Source organism: Bacillus sp. 7_6_55CFAA_CT2 (assembly GCF_000238655.1).
GTDB classification, from domain to species: domain Bacteria; phylum Bacillota; class Bacilli; order Bacillales; family Bacillaceae_G; genus Bacillus_A; species Bacillus_A cereus.
Window position 1 is genome coordinate 845546 of sequence record NZ_JH414710.1, and the last position, 18202, is coordinate 863747.

The window sequence follows — 18202 nt, forward strand, 5'->3', positions numbered from 1 at the left end:
AAGCAATTAAGGGGATTTTTTTATTCCTTTAAACTAATCGCAAAAGATCCATCCGTTTCTTGAACAGAAGCAAAGGCAACGTTTTTAATATTTGTAATTCCTTTTTCTTTTAATTCTTTATATAACCATTTTTCATCTTTATGTATTAACTTTAAGTTATCATATTGAATTTGTGAATCGACGATAAGTGCAATTGGTAATCCAGCATACTTAACTTCTATGTTTAAATCTTTTGGAGTTAATGGTACAAGTTCTCTTTTTGGTAAAATACTAATAGCGCCGTTCGCTTCTAAAATAGCGTATTCAATTTCATGAACACTTGGATATCCTGCAACGCGAAGATTAGAAAGCAGTTCTGCAATGGGGTATCTACTTTTTTGTAAGTTCTCAAAAATAATATCACCATGTTTAATTAAAATGATAGGGTGTCCGAGAATAAAACGATTTAGTTTGTTGAATAGGCTTAATTTTGTAAGGAGTAAATGTAAACATGTGATAACAACCATACCGAGAAATGCTTGTAAAGCACCAGAGACGGGTATGGCCTGGAAAGCTAAATAAGATAAAAAAATTATAGCCCCAAAATCATGAGGAGTTAGTTGCGCTAACGCGGATTTACCGAGTAACTTAAGCGATAGTAAAAATAAGATGAAAAAGAACGACACGTTACATAAAAAGAGAAGCAATAGAGACACTCCTTCGTGTAAAGTTGTACTTACTATTCCCGAAAGTAATATAAATATTACCTTTCAGAGGATAAATTAGGGTTTATTGGAATTTGTCTGTATACAAACAAATAAATGGATATTATCATGAAGGAAGTAAAAGAAAATAGGAGTATATGAATATGAGAAAGAAGAAAATAATGAAGGGCATTTTAGTTGTTATAATGATTTGCGCCGTGTATGCGGGGTTTTTACAATATCACATTTATAAGCATGGGCATATGAATGCAACCTACGATGCTGATTACATAATTGTACTAGGATCGAAAGTAAATGGGACGAAACCATCTTATTCATTGCAATATCGTATTGATAAAGCAGCTGAATATTTAAAATCACATGAGAAAACAATCGCTATCGTATCTGGAGGACAAGGAAAAGGTGAAGACATTTCAGAAGCATTAGCAATGAAACAAGGACTAATAAAACAAAATATCGTAGAAGACCGCATTATAATGGAGGACAAATCTACGAGTACAGATGAGAATATTACATTCTCAAAACCGTTAATTCCAGCCGATATGAAAAAAGGTATGATCGTAACAAACGATTTTCACATGTTTAGAGCGAAAAAAATAGCGGCCAAACAAGGTTTACAATTAGAAGGTCTTCCGGCAAAAACACCGAAACCAATCATCATTCCATCGAATGTACGAGAATATTTAGCAATTACACAGTATTGGTTTATGAATCGAATATAGTGAAAGTGATCCCGTCTGAAATTCTAGGCGGGATTTAGTTTGAGGAAAATCTTACAAATATGTCACGTTCGTGAAAGGTAAAGCGATAGTTTCTAGAATGATTTCCTGACATAATGAAGGTAACAAAAACTATTTAGAGGTGAATCGGATGAAAGGAAATAATATTTTATCTTCGTTATGTTACTTTAGTATCTTTTTTGCACCATTTTTACTACCAATTATCGTGTACTTTGTTGCAGAAGATGAAGTGAAGTATCACGCGAAAAAAGCATTTTGGTCACATGTTTTCCCATACGCAATCTTATTTGGAGGACTAGCAGTATCAGGCATGTACGGTTTAGGTTTCAATCAATCTGACGGTGCTGGAATTGGAATGGCTATCACATATGCAGTGTTCATTCTTGTAGGAATTTACTACTTCATTTGGAATATCGTAAAAGGTATTAAAGTTTTGAAAACGGCGTAATAAGATAATTATAATTTCATTTACCGTATCGATAAACGTTTTAAAAAAGGGCAATTCAAAAAGAATTGCTCTTTTTGTGCTTATAAGTTGTGAAAATTGAAAAAGATATGTTAATTTTTCATTATGAAGAGAAAAAAGGAGTGATTTTCATGAATGAGATCATACATAAGATGGAGCAACATGTTTCAGTTCGTAAATATAAAGAAGAATCAATTCCGAAAGATGTAGTAGAAAAGATGGTGCATGCTGCGCAACATGCAGCCTCATCACATTTTGTACAGGCGTATTCTGTTATATATGTAACAGATCAGGAATTAAAGGCTAAACTAGCAGAGCTATCCGGAAATCGCCATGTGAAGGACTGTGCAGCATTTTTTGTTTGTTGTGCAGATTTAAAACGACTTGAAATTGCATGTGAAAAACATAGTACAGAGATAAAGCATGAGGGAGTAGAAGACTTTATCGTTGCGACGGTAGATGCTTCACTTTTTGCGCAAAACTTAGCACTAGCAGCAGAATCGTTAGGATACGGTATTTGTTATATTGGTGGTATTCGTAATAATCCGAGAGAAGTGAGTGAACTGCTTCATTTACCGGATAAAGTATATCCTGTATTCGGAATGACAGTCGGTGTACCAGATGAAGAACATGGAGTTAAACCACGTTTACCAGTAGCAGCAGTTCTTCATGAAAATGGATATGATGAACAAAAATATGATGAATTACTAAACGAATATGATGAAACGATGAACGCGTATTATAAAGAAAGATCATCAAACAAGAAAAACGTAACATGGACGGAATCAATGAGTTCGTTTATGTCTAAAGAAAAAAGAATGCATATGAAAGAGTTTTTAAGTGAAAAAGGACTAAATAAAAAATGAGTGAAATGGCAAACCTGTGATGCGGGTTTGCCTTTTTTGAGAAGGAGAAATACCTAAGGCCAGAAAGTTGTTTATTCTTTCTGAACTTAGGTATTTTGTTTGTTATCATGTACATAGAAATAAAAATTAATAATTTTTTACAAAAGTGATAGAAAATGAGAATGAAATGCCAATAGTAAGTAAAAGCGGCATAATAGCCGCTTTTTATCGTTTTATTTAGTATTTGATTTGAAATATTTTCCTTATGAAAGAAAGATTATTGCTAATTGTAAACTGTCAATAAAGTTATTTAAGTTTTGATATGGAATACCCCGCCGGAAAATACAGTAATAATTTCGTTTGAACATATCTGTTATTGCACGATCTAAAGCATCCTCTATAACAAGTTCAAACTTTCAATAAGAAGATAACCCCCTGTACAACTTAAAAGAATGTACGTAAATATTTTAAAAATCCGTTGATTAAGCCATTTAAAAATAATTTGACCTATAAACAAACCTAAAAATACAATTGGAATGGCATAAAAACTTGATTCCCAAATGGTTTTGTTTGTGCCAGTAAAGAGTATTTGAGTTACTAGACTAATGAAATATATAAACAGATAAAAAGCTAATGTAGTTGCTCTTAACTTCTCTTTTTCAGTATTAGTTCCTGTAAAATAAAGTAACAGGGGTGGACCTGGCATACCGATACTTGTCGTTAAAAGACCAGATAATCCGCCAACTATGAAATCTCTAGATTGTGTTGATCTAACCTTAACGTTGCATATTAGCAACAATGTTAATAGTAAGAGTAGGATGCTAACTGCTAATTTAAAAGTGTTTATGTTAACGGAAATGAAAATTAAAATGCCAAAAGGAACACCAACTATACTTCCAAAAATAAACCTTTTCAGTAGAACAAAATCAACGTCCATTCTTATTTTCCAAATGAGTGAAATGGAGATAATTAAAGATAAAATAATGTTTATTTGTATAGCTTCTTGTGGTAGAAATAACATAAGTAAGAAAGGGGTTGCCATTATGGAAAAGCCAAAACCTGTACTTGCTTGCAGAATAGAAGCCACTAATATAATACATATGAAAAAGAATGTGATACCCAAAACAGCCCTCCTATTTAATCAAGTTTAACTAGTTAAAGTCTATTATTTAAGTGCAATGTTTCACAAACTTATTTGTATTTTAACATAAATATCTAGTTTTTTCTCAAATAGTGTTGCCATATAAGGCTCTTTAACTAAAAAATCTGACTTGTGTTTTTAAACAATTTTATTATGGGGAAACAAATAATGAATGGGATCAAAATGTATTGATTATCATTAAATTATTCACTGAGATCCCCGCGATAAAACAAGAACAGCCATATAAAACTTACAAAAATACAGCATGTAGCTAATAAACAGCCAATCATTTGAGGAGAAAGAATTTCTAACAGCCCTCCTGTAAAAAACATCGATAACTGAATAAGAGATCCGTAAATGGAATAATGGAATGAAAAAACTTTACCTATCATATTTTCGTGTGTGTAAGTTTGAAGTAATGTCGTATCAAGTGGAACGATGATTCCTCCTGCTATGCGCATACAGAATAAAGTAATGATACCGATAATAAGTTGATCGGATAGAATGAATCCGAGAAAGAAAATTCCTTGTAATAAGTAGGCCCAACCGAATACTTTTTTCATTTTTTCTTTATTATGGGATATATAAAGATTAACGAGAAGGCTTCCTATCATAAGCCCAGCCCCTTGAACCGTATATAAAATCCCAATGTTCGTATGGAAAATTTTTTCGGCATAGATCGTTAGAAGTAGTTGATAAGCACCTCCAATAATCCCCCATGAAATGCCGACAAGAATTAATGTTAAAATGATTTTTGTTTGTAATATGTATGTATAACCACCTTTTATATCAGTGAAAAATGCTTTGTTCTTGTTACAAGTATCATGAGCAGGAATACTCATGTTATAAATAAAATAGGCTGAAATAAAGTATGATAGGCTATTTACTAAAAAAGCGAACTCAATATGTAAAGATTGTGCAATTACTCCGCCCAAAGAAGCCCCCATAATAGACATAAAACCATTAATTGTACTAGAAAGAGAGTTAGCAGTTACGAAATGATTTTGGTGTACGATATTTTTTAGAGTTGCTTGTTTAGCCGGTTCAAATAAACAAGAAAGTACAGATAAACATATATTAGCAATGAAAATAATCTCAATTTTATAGCCTGCGAGTAAGTATGTAAGGACTAGAATTCCCCGTGTAATATCGGTAAAAATCATAATATTCTTTTTAGAGAAACGATCTACAATTCCGCCTATGAATGGACTAAGAAGAAGCTGTGGTAAACTTTTACTTATAAAAGTAAGTGCGATCATAAACGGCGATTCCGTTATGTTGTAGACAAATGTTAATAAAGCTACCGTATGGAACCAATCCCCAAGTACACTTAATGTTTGCCCATAAAATAGTTTATTGAAGTTTTTATTTGTTTTAAGAAGTGTGGAATAAGAAACTGACATAAATAGATTAATCCTTATGTAATGACGATGTTTGAATTTGTTCTTTCCACTCACTTAAATACACTTTTTCCGCTGTGGGAAGTCCAACAGGTAATTGTGCAATCAATTCTAAACTATTTCCATCAGGGTCGTTAAAGTATACGGCTGCATGTGCTAATTCCGGAAAAACAATCGGTTCAATTGGTTCCATTCCAAAGTCTTTTCGTGCTGAAATTCCTTTTTGATTTAGCCAATGAATCGCATTTTCTAAATCATGTAAACTTACTTGAAAGGCGATATGTCGTAAAGAGGGGTGATAATTCACTTTGTATTCTGTGCCTTCCCAAAGGCCGAGCCAACTCTCATTTTCTTTAATCCAAAAGAAAGCAATATTATCTCCTCTTTTATATAATTTTAGCCCTAGTGATTCATAAAAAGGTATTGATACTTTTAAGTTGCGGACAGGTAAATGTGCTTCGTAAAGACCTCTAATCATTGTAATCCCCCTTAGTAAAAATGTTTCTTATTCCATAGTAAACAATATGTTGCTAGTTGAAATCGCAAATAAGAGGGATATAAATTCATACGAAAGTATGAAAAAAACAGCTCATATTTGAGCTGTTTTTCTATAGTTTTTAGTTCATTTTTCAAGGATAGGATATATTAATATCCGTATCCGCCGCCACCCCAACAGCTACATCCGATGATGATTAGAAGGATGAATAGTACGATAAGCAAAGCAAATCCACCGCCGAAACCAGCGCAACTTCCACCATAACTCATATGTTTTCCTCCTTTTTAGTAAGTTAATCTATATGGTTCATGGACTACTATATACAGTATGTTTTTTGTATAGAAAACGAGCCAGTCTCATTTATAATTAGACAAATGCCTGTAGATTCATTAGGATTGCATGTTAGTGATTTGTAAATAAACCTTTACGTAATTCATAATTTAGGCATAAAAAATAAAAAATTGTAAAAAAACCATTTTCTTATTTTTTTATGAGAGAATATGTACTATAATTTTACAAGTAATATTATGGGAAAAGGGAGTTTTAGTATAGAGATGGAGATGGGACAATTAAAAAATAAAATAGAAAACAAAAAGAAAGAGTTAATTCAACTTGTTGCGAGACACGGATTGGATCATGATAAAGTTTTGTTATTTAGTCGTGATTTAGATATACTTATTAATAAGTTTATGAACATAAAAGACAAAGTGCATAAATAAAAAATTTATAGTTTTTTATATTAAGATGTTTCACAGAAAGGAGAGGACAGTAATTGGAACATTTACAGGAAGAATTGTATAAACAAATAAAAGAAGAAAAAGGTACAGTTACAATTTTCTTAAAGAGTGGCGTTAGAATAGTAGGAGAAGTTGTTGGAGTGGATAAATTTACAGTTTTAATCTTAGTGGATGGAAAACAACAGCTTATTTATAAGCAGGCTATATCAACAATAATGAAATAAGACACTCTTGTTGAGTGTCTTATTTCATTATTGCTTGCATGCCTCAACATCAATGCCGGCAGCAATTAACTTCTTTTCTCCATCTTGTTCAATAATTTTTTGTAATTTAGATAGGAAAGAATCAAAGTTTGTATGCTTTGCTACTTGGAATGTCATTTTATGTTCAATTGGTAGCCACGTATCAATATCAGCTTCGTTATGCTGGATTTTCACCTCAAGTTTATCGAGTGCATTAGCAACTTGTGCTTCGTATGTTTCTTTCGCTTCAAACTCCATCCATAAGTCATATAATTCCTCGCCGAGAGAACCTGTTAACGTTTGTTTAATATTTAAAATAGCCTCCAGTTCATTTTTTTGTTTTTGTAACTGTAATTCGTGACTATTCATTGTATCAAAAGCAGGAATATCACCAGCTTCGGCTTCGACTAGGTCGTGAATAATAACCATTTTAAGTAATTTCTCAATACTTACTTTTTGATCCAAATAAGGTTCAACTAAAATGGCCATTAGAGACATCCGCCATGTATGTTCGGCAACACTTTCTTGACGTCCGTTGGAAAGCCAGCTATGTCGCATTTCATATTTTAGTTTTTCTGCTAATGCAATGACTTGTAAAATGTTGTGTTCCATCGTGATCCTCCTCATTTATTCATACCATAATTCTAATATAGAAATGAAATGTGTCAATTTCATGAGTATATTGCGATAAACAGATGATAAGCGTATAATACATGTTATATGCGAAAACGTATTATTAAAATAAAAAAATGTTATATAAAAATGGAAAGGAAAGGGCAGAAATATGGGAGAGAAAAATCAAGTATTAGCTAGACCACAAAGAAAAAAAGGAAGTTTGATATTTCTAGCCCAGTGGGCATTATAGTAGGTTTCATTATAGTGATAGCGGCAATTATGCTTGGCGGCGGTGGAATAAAAGCTTTCAAAAACTTTTTAGATGTTTCATCTATTTTAATTGTCATAGGGGGAACAACAGCGACAATTGTTGTGGCATATCGATTTGGAGAAATAAAAAAATATACGAAAAGCATTTTTACTGTTTTACATAGAAGAGAAGAAGATTTAGAACAGTTAACGGATTTGTTTGTCGATTTTTCGAAAAAGTCTAAAAAGCACGGCTTGCTTTCTTTAGAGGTAGATGGAGAGCAAGTAGACAATCCTTTTATTCAAAAAGGAATTCGATTAATGTTAAGCGGTTACGATGAAGATGAATTAAAAGAAGTGTTATTGAAAGATATTGAAACGGAAGTGTATGAGTTAAGAAAAGGAGCAGTATTATTAGATAAAATTGGTGATTTTGCTCCAGCTTGGGGAATGATTGGTACGTTAATCGGTCTTATCATTATGCTCCAAAACTTACAAGATACATCGCAAATTGGTACAGGAATGGCAGTTGCGATGTTAACGACATTATATGGGTCTGTACTTGCGAATATGATTGCAATCCCTCTTGCGGAAAAAGTATATCGTGGTATTGAAGATTTATATACAGAGAAGAAGTTTGTAATAGAAGCAATTTCAGAATTGTATCGTGGACAAATCCCTTCTAAATTAAAGTTGAAACTGGATACATACGTATACGAAACAAAGGTAAAAAAGGTAAAAGGAGCAGCCTAATATTTCAAGGAGTGGTATGATGAGTAAAGGACCGCAAAAGGGATCGCCTCGTTGGATGACGACTTTTACAGATTTAACGATGTTATTATTAACTTTCTTTGTATTACTAGTTGCTACATCAAAGCAAGATGCAGTAAAATTGTCAAAGATGCTTGAAAAGTTTAGTGATACGGGGCAAGTAGATGCAAAAGTAATGGAAAATACAATACCGGATATTTCACATGAAAAAAATGATGAAAAAATGATTTCAAAAAAGAGAATGGATGAATTATATAAGAAGTTAAAAGCGTATGTAGATAATAACGGTATTAGTCAAGTGAATGTATATCGAGAGGATACAGGGGTAAGCGTCGTTATAGTAGATAATTTAATATTTGATACAGGCGATGCGAACGTTAAGCCCGAAGCGAAAGGGATAATAAGTCAATTAGTTGGATTTTTTCAATCCGTACCTAACCCAATTGTTGTAGAGGGACATACAGATAGTAGACCTATTCATAATGAGAAATTCCCTTCTAATTGGGAGTTATCTTCAGCACGAGCGGCAAATATGATTCACCATTTAATTGAAGTGTATAATGTGGACGATAAAAGGCTAGCTGCGGTAGGATATGCAGACACAAAGCCAATTGTACCAAATGATTCACCGCAAAACTGGGAAAAAAACCGTCGCGTTGTTATTTATATAAAAGAGTAGTATATTATTATTTTAATAATAAAATAATAAAAACACGAAAATTCTTTTAAAAAATATTAAATTTTATCATTTTATTTTGTATAATGAGTGAGAATGATAAGGTGAAATATTAAGATATATTTATACATAGAAGGAGAGAATTAAAAAGAATGGCACATAAAATTTTAGTAGTAGACGATGCGATGTTTATGCGAACGATGATTAAAAACTTATTAAAAAGTAATGCTGAATTTGAAGTTATTGGCGAAGCAGAGAATGGGGTAGAAGCAATTCAAAAGTATAAAGAACTTCAACCTGATATTGTAACATTAGATATTACTATGCCAGAAATGGACGGGCTTGAAGCATTAAAAGAAATTATTAAAATTGATTCAAGTGCAAAGGTTGTTATTTGTTCTGCAATGGGACAACAAGGTATGGTATTAGATGCAATTAAGGGCGGGGCAAAAGACTTTATTGTAAAGCCATTCCAAGCGGATCGTGTAATTGAAGCTTTAACAAAAGTAGCAAATAGTTAATATAGAAGGGGTGCCACAAGGAATCAAAACAGTGATAGCGGATCGACGTGTGGCCCCCTTTTTTCTCATTGTAAAACACTAAATTGTTATACATAAATGAAATGTTTGTTAGACAGGTAGGGGATAAAAATGCAAACAGATCTATTAAATATATTTTTCGAAGAGTCAGAAGAACATTTACAGTCGCTAAATGAAAATGTGCTAGTGTTAGAACAAAATCCTGCTGATATGGATGTTGTAGGAGAAATATTCCGATCCGCTCATACATTCAAAGGTATGTCTGCGAGCATGGAATTTACGGAAATGGCTGATTTAACGCATAAGATGGAAAATGTGTTAGATGAAATTCGTCATGGAAATATAGTTGTAAATGCGGATATTATTGATGTGATTTTTGAGTGCATTGATAATTTGGAGAAGATGGTTGCAGATGTGCAACAAGGTGGAATGGGCAATATTGATGTAGCCTCAACTAAACAGAAATTAGAAGCATTATTGAACGGCAATGTAGAAACTCCTACGGAACATATAGAGCAAAATCATATAGACACCGATGATGGAGTTTCGCATGAAGTGCATATAACAGTTGAACAGCAAGCAATTTTAAAAGCGGTACGTGCTATTATGTGTATTGAAGCATTGCAAAATGTAGGGAATATACAAAAAACAGCTCCGAGTATTGAAGAAATTGAAGCAGATGCTTTCGGATTTGAATTTACAGTATTTATGGATACTGATTGTAGTATAGAAGAATTGAAACAAGTAGTACTTCATGTTTCTGAAATTGAGAAAGTGGAAGTAAAGCAAGGAGAACCTATATCGAAGGAAGTAGCTTCTAAAAAAGTCGTGACACAAGAAGTTGTGCAAGTAGAAGAAAAGCTAGAACCTGCTGTGGTTACGCAAGTAAACTCACCGATAGAGGCAACGAATCAACCTTCAAGTACTATGCCAGCTAAAAGTACTACAAAAACGAAAAATGCTAAAGTGGAGAATCGTTCAATTCGTGTTCAATTAGAGAAAATCGAAAGATTAATGAATATGTTTGAAGAAAGTGTAATTGAACGTGGGCGCATTGATGAATTGGCTCAAACGATTCAAAACAAGGAGCTAATTGAACATTTAAATCGATTAGGCGATATTTCAAAAGATATTCAAAATGTACTATTAAATATGCGTATGGTGCCGATTGAAACTGTGTTCAATCGTTTCCCGCGTATGGTACGTATGTTAGCGAAAGATTTAGGGAAAAAAATTGATTTACAAATTACAGGTGAAGATACTGAAGTAGATAAAATTGTTATTGATGAAATCGGCGATCCGCTCGTTCATTTAATTCGAAATGCAATCGATCACGGTGTTGAAACTGTTGAAAAACGACGTGATGCAGGTAAAAATGAGACAGGTACGATTAAATTAGAAGCCTTTTATAGTGGAAATCATGTCGTTATTCAAATTACGGATGATGGAAACGGTATTAATAAAGGGAAAGTATTAGAAAAAGCGATTAAAAATGGCGTTGTAACTGAAGCGGATGCGAACAGATTAACAGATCGTGAAGTGTTTGATCTTATTTTCCAACCGGGATTTAGTACAGCTGAAGTTGTATCAGATCTTTCTGGACGCGGTGTCGGATTAGATGTTGTAAAACATACGATTCATAGTTTAGGTGGACATTTAATTATTGATTCTGAGGAAGGAAAGGGAAGTACATTTAGAATTGAACTTCCATTAACGTTATCTATTATTCAATCTATGCTTGTTCAAACGAATGATAAGCGTTATGCTTTACCTCTTGGAAATATCGTTGAAGCAATTCGAATTAAGAGAGAAGACATCCAATCCTTACAAGGAAAAGATGTATTAAATTATCGTAATCAAATTATTGAAGTGAAACATTTAAGTACTGTATTTGGTGAAAAAACAGTAGATGAGGCGTTTGCGTCATATGATGGTCAAATGGTTCCTGTGTTAATTGTTCGTAATACACATCGCAGCTATGGACTTATTGTAAACACAATTATCGGTCAAAGAGAAATAGTCTTAAAGTCATTAGGTGACTTCTTTGCAGAGAGTTCTAACTATTTCTCTGGTGCGACGATTCTCGGTGATGGACGAGTGGTCCTCATTTTAAACCCAGAAGGTTTATAATAGGAATGAAGGAAAGCTCCCCACTTGTATACAATTGGGGAGCTTTTTGGCTAATCGTTACGAATCTAATAATGGGATACATAGTAACGTTTTATACTAATGAGTTTGCTAAAATAAAATAAGAGTTTATATTATTTGATAGAAAAACAGAAATGAGGAGGCAGGGAAAATGCCTGAGCAACACACAAAAGGGGATACGAGCACGATTGTGCTAGAAAAAGAAAATGAGCATTTAACGCCCCAAGAATGCGATATTCTTGGCGAAATTGCAAATATATCATTTGGTTCAGCTTCGACTGTATTATCAACAATTTTAAATAGGCAAGTAAGCATTACTGCTCCTCGTATAGAGTTGGTAGATTTATATGATTCAAGAGATGTCGAAGTTCCACATGTTGTATTAAACATTCATTTTACAAAAGGATTAGATATGGAAAACCTTCTTGTCCTTAAGCAAGATGTTGCATTGTCCATTGCTGATTTAATGATGATGGGAACAGGTGAAGTGGAGGACGGAAAAGAACTTGGTGAATTAGAGCTAAGTGCTGTACAAGAAGCGATGAATCAAATGATGGGATTCGCAGCTACATCTATGTCGGAATTCTTCCAAGATACAGTAGATATGTCTCCGCCGACGATTAAAGTTGTAAAGTTATCAGAAGAAATGGAGAAAATCTCTGAAATCGATGGGAATCATACGATTGTTAAAGTATCGTTTGATTTAAAGATAGATAATCTTGTAAACTCTAAACTTGTACAAATTGTTTCAGTTGAGCATGCGAAACAAATGGTAAATAAATTAATGCAATTATCTGGTGGAGTAGAAGAAACAGACGAACCAGCAGAAGTAGTGGAAACTGAGATTGTAGAAGAACAAGTTGAAAAAGAGCATTTAACACAAGAAGAGAAAGATGTTCTTGGTGAAATTGCAAATATTTCAATTGGTTCCGCTTCAACAGTATTATCAACGCTTTTAAATCAGCCAGTTACAATTAGTACACCAAATGTGGAAGCAATCAATGTTCGTCATTATGATGGAGTACCAGTACCATTTGTTATTTTAAATGTCGACTTTGTTGAAGGGCTAAAGAATGAGAATGTATTCGTATTTACGAAAGATGTTGCCTTAACAATGGTAGATTTAATGATGATGGGAACAGGAGAAGTTGACCCAGAAAAAGAGCTTACTGAATTAGAACTGAGCGGTATTAAAGAAATTATGAACCAAATGATGGGTCATGCTGCTACGGCAATGTCAGAAATGTTTCAAGAAAAAATGGACATGACGCCGCCAAATGTTAAATTTGTAACGTTAAAAGAAGAAATGGAATATTTGGGAGAGTCAATGGAAGTGGACGAACTCGTTCAAATTACGTTCAATCTTGAAATTGGCGATTTGCTTCAATCGAAGATGTATCAAATTTTGCCAATTTCCGAAGCGAAAGAAATGGTAAGGCGACTTCTGTATCCGATGGTGGAAGAAGAAGAGATTGCCACAGAAGAAATTGAAGAAGAAAAAATTGTAGAACCAGTTGTGCAACCTATTGAATTTAAAGAAGTAAAACAAATGGAACCAGTATATATGGACACGTCCATTCTACAAAATGTAGAAATGAACGTGAAATTTGTATTTGGAAGTACAGTGAAAACGATTCAAGATATATTAAGTTTACAAGAAAATGAAGCAGTTGTACTAGATGAGGATATTGATGAACCGATTCGTATTTATGTAAATGATGTATTAGTGGCGTATGGTGAACTTGTAAATGTAAATGGATTTTTTGGAGTAAAAGTGACGAAATCACTATAAGGCATTGAAATAGGAGTTTGAACTAGTAGATGAAAAACGTAAAGTTTTTTCTAATGAGTTGGCTATGCATACATGTGTGCTTGTTCTTCCCCTTGCAAAGTCAGGCTGAGGAACAAATTGAGCCAGATCAAAAAATAAATGAAGTGAATGTACAAGAAGAAAATAAGGAATCTCAAGAATCTTCAGAGCAAGTGGAAACGAAACAAGATGAAGAGAAACAAAAAGAAGCAGAACAAGAAGTAGAACAAGAAGTAGAACAACAAGAAGTAGAACAACAAGAAGTAGAACAACAAGAAGTAGTAAATAAACAATTGAATGAAAGAAAGATAGAAACAGAACAGGGAATTATTACAGTAAATAAGCCGGAGCTTAAAGTTGGCGAAGAAGTGCGAATTGCTGTAGAACCAAATGGGAAAAACATTCAAAGTATGAAAGGTATATTGCAGCTACAAAAAAATGGCGAGCAATATGCGCAAGAAAGAATACTATTTTTTGAGTATGATGAAGAAACGAAGAGCTGGGTTGCTAACTATAAAGCAGGGGATTTTGATTTGCAAGGTGATTGGAATCTTCAGCTCGTTCAAAGTTACAAAGAGAATGAGAAAGAAGAGCTCATAAAAAATGAAGTGAAAGTCCCGCTCATTCGTATTAAAAATGAAACGCCAACTATAGATAAAGAATTGCCAAAGTTACAGAAAGTTACTATTGATGAAGTAAAAGAGAACTTAGTTGAACGAAAACAGGGAGATTCTATACATATACGAGTAAAAGCGTCAGATATAGAATCGGTTGTAAAAGAAGTGCGCGTTACATTAAAAGGGAAAGAAAATAAAGAGCTTTCGTTTTTATTAGACTACAACAAGCATGATATGGATTGGCAAAAAGTATTTGAAATAACAGAAGCATTGCCGGCTGGGCCATACGAATTACTTGTAGAGATAATAGATGCAGCAGGTAATAAACTTGTTGAAGAAAGTGAATATACCATTTCTGTTTTGGCGCCCAAAAACGAAGATGATAAAAAGATAGAAGAAAAAGAGAAAGAAGATAAATTAGATAATAAACTAGAAAATGAATTAGAAGATAAGAAAGAAAATGAGAAGCAAGAAGATTTGAAAATCAAAAACCCGCTTCCAGAAGAAAAATTGCCAGTTGTTCAAATTCCGAAGCAAGATGAGAAAGTAAATAAGTTTATAAAAGAACCGTTGAAAGAGAAAGAGGAATTTACTTACGTTATAAAAGAGCCGTTCGAAGAAAACAAGGAAATACATAAGGCGAAGGACCAAAAAGAGAAAAATAACAAACAAGTTGTCTACTAAAAAGAAAGAACAAAAAGAAGAAACGAAAGACAAGGAAGAAGAAAAAGGTGAACAGGGAGTACAAGCTTCGGATGTATTTACTATCATGTCAGGTTTGTTCGTACTGTTTTTAGTTTTAAAGAGTAATAAAGAATGGGGCTAATTATTTCATAGTAGTGGAGGCGCTTAAATGGAGATTAAACGTACGACAATTGAAGATAAGACGCTACAACCATTAAAACAGCCTGCAGCTATTTCGGAACATGAAATCCAGAAAGAACGAAAGCGTAGCAATTTAGTGTTTACTGGACAGTCTAAAATTATTTCGAAAAATAATGAAATAGGTATTTTACTTGCAAGTTTAAGTGATGGAAAGATTATGAAGGAAATACTTTCTAAAGAGATGGATACGGTGTTACAACTTTTTAAAAAGTTACATACATTATCTCAAGAAGGAAAGCAATCAGAAAAAGTGTTTGAACAAGTAATTAGAAGCCTACAAGGACTTATTAAGCAGGCGCATATAAAAGAACTTCCTTTGTTAGATGGAACATATGATTTCGCTGAAGTGCAACTATCATTTGGTAGAAAAGTACATATTCCTTTACTAGATGTAAGTGCACTCATCTCTAGAGTGGAAAGTGATTCTTCAGAAGGAAATATAAATTTGATGGTAACGGTTATTACTGCTTATATAACGAAATTGTCTAACGAAACGATTTTAATTAGCGTTACAGACCGCATTGCTAAAGATCGGGATGTAAGTGTATGGAGAGCGCTTGCGGAAATGAACATGACACAATTATCACAGGCATTGAAACAAACGATGCAAGAACATAAATGGTCTATGACGTTTCTTTTTCTCTTCATATGGATTGTCGGTATTATTTTAATTCGAGTTATGTAAAAAGGTCGTCACTCCATTGTGACGACCTCTTTTATATTTTTTCGTAGAAGAATGTATCAAATCGCTGAAGATTGTAACGTTCGGGTGTTAAAATTTGTTCCGTACTACCAACAAATAGTACACCGCCTTTTCGTAAAGAACGACTAAATTTTTCGTAAAGTTTTACTCTTGCTTCTTCTGTGAAATATATCATTACATTACGACAAATAATCAAATCATAATTTGTATCGAATGACTGCATTAAAAGGTCGTGTTGTTTAAACGAGACGTTTTGTTTAATGTTTTGATGCAATGAATATAGATCATTCTCTTTTGTGAAATGACGTTCTTTCAAATCAGTAGGTAATTCCTTTAACGAACGTTCTGTATATTGAGCGCGTTTTGCGGTTTCTAAAATATGAAAATCAAGATCTGTTGCTTGAATTTCAAAACGAAATGGAGCTAGATGCTTTGATAAAATTAAAGAGAGTGTATATGGTTCTTCACCAGCAGCGCAAGCGGCACTCCATACCTTTAATTTTCCGCTATTTTGTTCGAGTAATTTTGGTAGTGCTTTCGACTCTAAAGTTTGCCATCGTTCTTTATTTCTAAAAAACTCTGAAACGTTAATTGTAATATAGTCAATAAAATTTAAAAATAAATTTTGATCAGCGCGTAATTTGTTTAAAAAATTAGTGTAGTTTTCGAAGCCTTTTCTCGAAATGAAAGCATCGATTCTACGGCGCATTCTATCTTGTTTATATGAAGCGATGTCCATATTGAATTGTTGTTTAAAACTCGCGATAAAATGATCGTAATCTTGTTCAATTATCATATTTACAATGGGCACAATAATGATATTGTGCCTCCCCCTTTACATCATACGAATTTTTTGTTCAAAGCTTTTTTTCATTTGCTTTTCATGTAATCCTGGTAAATCATAAATGACAGCATCAATACCTGCTTCTTTTGCAACATCGACAGGGATGACAGATGTATGTTTGTCCCCATTATAAAAACAGAGAACTAAATCAGTGTCTTCAATAATTTGTTTAACAAAAAACATATAATCTGATCGGTAAATGGAGTCAGAAGGATGATCAAAAGCAACATATTCGGCTCCGTGTTTTTTTAAGTAATCAACGACTTCTTGAAATTCATCTGTAATTGCTTGCAATGGTTGCAGCGTGTAAAGGCATAAATTTTGAGCGAGTCTTTCATTCTCAACGAAAAAACGAAGAACCTCATTTTCAATAGATTTATAACATAATATGTAAATTTTATGTTTGTGAGCATAGTCAGTTAAAAATTTTTTAATTTCTTCTTGATCTAATGCTGTTAATTGATTTGAACCACAAAGGAAAATATTCATAGAATTGTGCCACCTCATGCTAAATTGTAACATATCTTTTATAAAAAATAACTGCAAAATATTACTGTTCAGAGTATAATTATAAATAACTGGATTTTACGATTAAGTTTAGGAAGAAATAAAAAAATAAATAGGTGATATATATGCTACGTTCTATCTCGCATAATCCAATTTTATCGCATATACCGCCTGCTACTCAAATGCCGAAAGAAGCAAATGTCAGGACAGGACTTGCATTTTCGGATAATTTGCATGCAGATCCGAAAAAAGATAAATTACTAGAACAAATGGAAGCTTTTGTCGATAATATTGGAGAAATTAAAGAGAAAATTGAAATGGAATTAACGCTTGATAATGTAATGGAATACAAAAATACAGTAAAATCATTTTTGAATTTTTACGTGGATAATGTATTGCAGTATAAAGATGTCATGTCTCGTCACCCGCGTTACGGATATTCACAGAAAATGACGATTGTGAAACAGGCAGAAATGGGATTGAATGAATTAGAAGATGTTATGAATTTAATTAATACGAAAACAGGACATTTAGAAATGTTAAATCAAATTGGAGAAATCCATGGTTTAATTGTGAATTTAGTCTTGTAAAAGGAAGGAAGCTATATGTACATACAATTATATGAAAAACTCGTTATTATTCAAAAAGCGTATGAAAATATTCAAGCGCTTGGAGAGCAAATATATGAGAATTTAAAAAATAAAAATGTAAATGCAGTTCAAAAATTGCAAGTAGAGCAATTGCAGTACATTGATGGTTTAAAAGGGTTATCAAGCTCATTAGAAGAAATGGTTGTTCAGTTCTGTAAAGAACAAGGAGTTGAAGCGTTTCGTGTAAGTACGTTATTTTCGTATTTTTCTCAAGAAGAAATCGAAAAAATGGAAGAATTACAAAAAAACGTAACTGAATTAGAAGAGAATGTAAAAATGCTTCTTTTGAAAAATCAATATTACTTAAACGTACTATTAAAAACTACAGAAAGTATTGTGGATTCTGTTTCTGAATATAACTTAGAGCGAAACAATAATTCGCAAATCTTTATGAACGAACTATTGTAAAGGAGAAGT

At 33.1% G+C, this 18202-nt stretch carries 20 protein-coding genes and 2 pseudogenes; 14 read left to right on the plus strand and 8 right to left on the minus strand.

The annotated features are described in order from the left end of the window. Positions 1-20 precede the first annotated feature (20 nt). Positions 21-686, minus strand: a complete 666-nt coding sequence (locus tag HMPREF1014_RS20020; RefSeq protein ID WP_000923924.1) for a DUF421 domain-containing protein — start codon at positions 684-686, stop codon at positions 21-23. A 161-nt stretch (positions 687-847) separates the two neighbouring features. On the opposite strand from HMPREF1014_RS20020, the gene HMPREF1014_RS20025 reads away from it, so the two are divergent. From HMPREF1014_RS20025 to nfsA, 3 genes are all read left to right on the plus strand, one after another. Next, positions 848-1426, plus strand: a complete 579-nt coding sequence (locus HMPREF1014_RS20025) for a YdcF family protein (protein WP_001227678.1) — start codon at positions 848-850, stop codon at positions 1424-1426. A gap of 148 nt (positions 1427-1574) precedes the next feature. After that, the gene (locus HMPREF1014_RS20030) at positions 1575-1892 is read left to right on the plus strand and encodes a magnetosome magnetite crystal formation protein family (RefSeq protein WP_000678055.1); all 318 of its coding nucleotides are present in this window, start codon (positions 1575-1577) and stop codon (positions 1890-1892) included. A gap of 149 nt (positions 1893-2041) precedes the next feature. Further along, entirely contained in the window at positions 2042-2776 is a 735-nt protein-coding gene (nfsA, locus tag HMPREF1014_RS20035) for an oxygen-insensitive NADPH nitroreductase (RefSeq protein ID WP_001002392.1), read from the plus strand. A gap of 376 nt (positions 2777-3152) precedes the next feature. Here nfsA and HMPREF1014_RS20040 read toward each other — a convergent pair whose 3' ends face one another. The 4 genes from HMPREF1014_RS20040 to HMPREF1014_RS20055 form a co-directional block, all read right to left on the minus strand. Further along, positions 3153-3878: a sulfite exporter TauE/SafE family protein gene (locus tag HMPREF1014_RS20040; RefSeq protein ID WP_000513081.1), complete on the minus strand. Its 726-nt coding sequence runs from the start codon at positions 3876-3878 to the stop codon at positions 3153-3155. Between the two features lie 221 nt (positions 3879-4099). After that, positions 4100-5299, minus strand: a complete 1200-nt coding sequence (locus HMPREF1014_RS20045) for an MFS transporter (RefSeq protein ID WP_000117053.1) — start codon at positions 5297-5299, stop codon at positions 4100-4102. Between the two features lie 7 nt (positions 5300-5306). Beyond that, a complete protein-coding gene (locus HMPREF1014_RS20050; protein WP_000617953.1) occupies positions 5307-5774 on the minus strand; it encodes a VOC family protein in 468 nt (155 codons plus the stop codon). 167 nt (positions 5775-5941) lie between these two features. Next, positions 5942-6061, minus strand: a complete 120-nt coding sequence (locus tag HMPREF1014_RS20055) for a YjcZ family sporulation protein (RefSeq protein ID WP_000120179.1) — start codon at positions 6059-6061, stop codon at positions 5942-5944. Between the two features lie 231 nt (positions 6062-6292). Here HMPREF1014_RS20055 and HMPREF1014_RS20060 point away from each other — a divergent pair, with 231 nt between their 5' ends. Together HMPREF1014_RS20060 and hfq are read left to right on the plus strand one after the other, a co-directional pair. Further along, entirely contained in the window at positions 6293-6511 is a 219-nt protein-coding gene (locus HMPREF1014_RS20060) for an aspartyl-phosphate phosphatase Spo0E family protein (RefSeq protein WP_000291688.1), read from the plus strand. 53 nt (positions 6512-6564) lie between these two features. Further along, positions 6565-6753, plus strand: a complete 189-nt coding sequence (gene hfq / locus HMPREF1014_RS20065; protein WP_000400665.1) for an RNA chaperone Hfq — start codon at positions 6565-6567, stop codon at positions 6751-6753. Positions 6754-6780: 27 nt separating this feature from the next. Here hfq and HMPREF1014_RS20070 read toward each other — a convergent pair whose 3' ends face one another. After that, positions 6781-7383: an HD domain-containing protein gene (locus HMPREF1014_RS20070; protein ID WP_000400781.1), complete on the minus strand. Its 603-nt coding sequence runs from the start codon at positions 7381-7383 to the stop codon at positions 6781-6783. 172 nt (positions 7384-7555) lie between these two features. Here HMPREF1014_RS20070 and HMPREF1014_RS20075 point away from each other — a divergent pair. The 7 genes and pseudogenes from HMPREF1014_RS20075 (at position 7556) to HMPREF1014_RS20105 (ending at position 15766) form a co-directional block, all read left to right on the plus strand. Beyond that, positions 7556-8388, plus strand: a pseudogene (locus tag HMPREF1014_RS20075) (flagellar motor protein MotP). Between the two features lie 19 nt (positions 8389-8407). Then, the gene (locus HMPREF1014_RS20080; protein WP_000033627.1) at positions 8408-9085 is read left to right on the plus strand and encodes an OmpA family protein; all 678 of its coding nucleotides are present in this window, start codon (positions 8408-8410) and stop codon (positions 9083-9085) included. A 149-nt stretch (positions 9086-9234) separates the two neighbouring features. Beyond that, the gene (locus tag HMPREF1014_RS20085) at positions 9235-9603 is read left to right on the plus strand and encodes a response regulator (protein WP_000940568.1); all 369 of its coding nucleotides are present in this window, start codon (positions 9235-9237) and stop codon (positions 9601-9603) included. A 129-nt stretch (positions 9604-9732) separates the two neighbouring features. Next, positions 9733-11751: a chemotaxis protein CheA gene (locus HMPREF1014_RS20090; RefSeq protein ID WP_001192616.1), complete on the plus strand. Its 2019-nt coding sequence runs from the start codon at positions 9733-9735 to the stop codon at positions 11749-11751. A 169-nt stretch (positions 11752-11920) separates the two neighbouring features. Further along, positions 11921-13561, plus strand: a complete 1641-nt coding sequence (locus tag HMPREF1014_RS20095; protein WP_001115011.1) for a flagellar motor switch protein — start codon at positions 11921-11923, stop codon at positions 13559-13561. Positions 13562-13590: 29 nt separating this feature from the next. Next, positions 13591-15022, plus strand: a pseudogene (locus HMPREF1014_RS20100) (transglycosylase). 27 nt (positions 15023-15049) lie between these two features. Beyond that, positions 15050-15766: a hypothetical protein gene (locus HMPREF1014_RS20105; protein ID WP_000403960.1), complete on the plus strand. Its 717-nt coding sequence runs from the start codon at positions 15050-15052 to the stop codon at positions 15764-15766. A gap of 31 nt (positions 15767-15797) precedes the next feature. Here HMPREF1014_RS20105 and HMPREF1014_RS20110 read toward each other — a convergent pair whose 3' ends face one another. Further along, positions 15798-16580 carry a CheR family methyltransferase gene (locus tag HMPREF1014_RS20110; RefSeq protein WP_000582873.1) on the minus strand — a complete coding sequence of 261 codons (783 nt, stop codon included), beginning with the start codon at positions 16578-16580 and terminating at the stop codon, positions 15798-15800. A 39-nt stretch (positions 16581-16619) separates the two neighbouring features. Next, complete coding sequence (locus HMPREF1014_RS20115) at positions 16620-17117, minus strand: flagellar motor switch protein FliG (protein WP_001020110.1); 498 nt, start codon at positions 17115-17117, stop codon at positions 16620-16622. A gap of 143 nt (positions 17118-17260) precedes the next feature. Between HMPREF1014_RS20115 and HMPREF1014_RS20120 the strand changes: the two genes are divergently transcribed. After that, positions 17261-17725 carry a YaaR family protein gene (locus HMPREF1014_RS20120; RefSeq protein ID WP_000946323.1) on the plus strand — a complete coding sequence of 155 codons (465 nt, stop codon included), beginning with the start codon at positions 17261-17263 and terminating at the stop codon, positions 17723-17725. A gap of 15 nt (positions 17726-17740) precedes the next feature. After that, entirely contained in the window at positions 17741-18193 is a 453-nt protein-coding gene (locus HMPREF1014_RS20125; protein ID WP_000275883.1) for a hypothetical protein, read from the plus strand. Positions 18194-18202 lie beyond the last annotated feature (9 nt).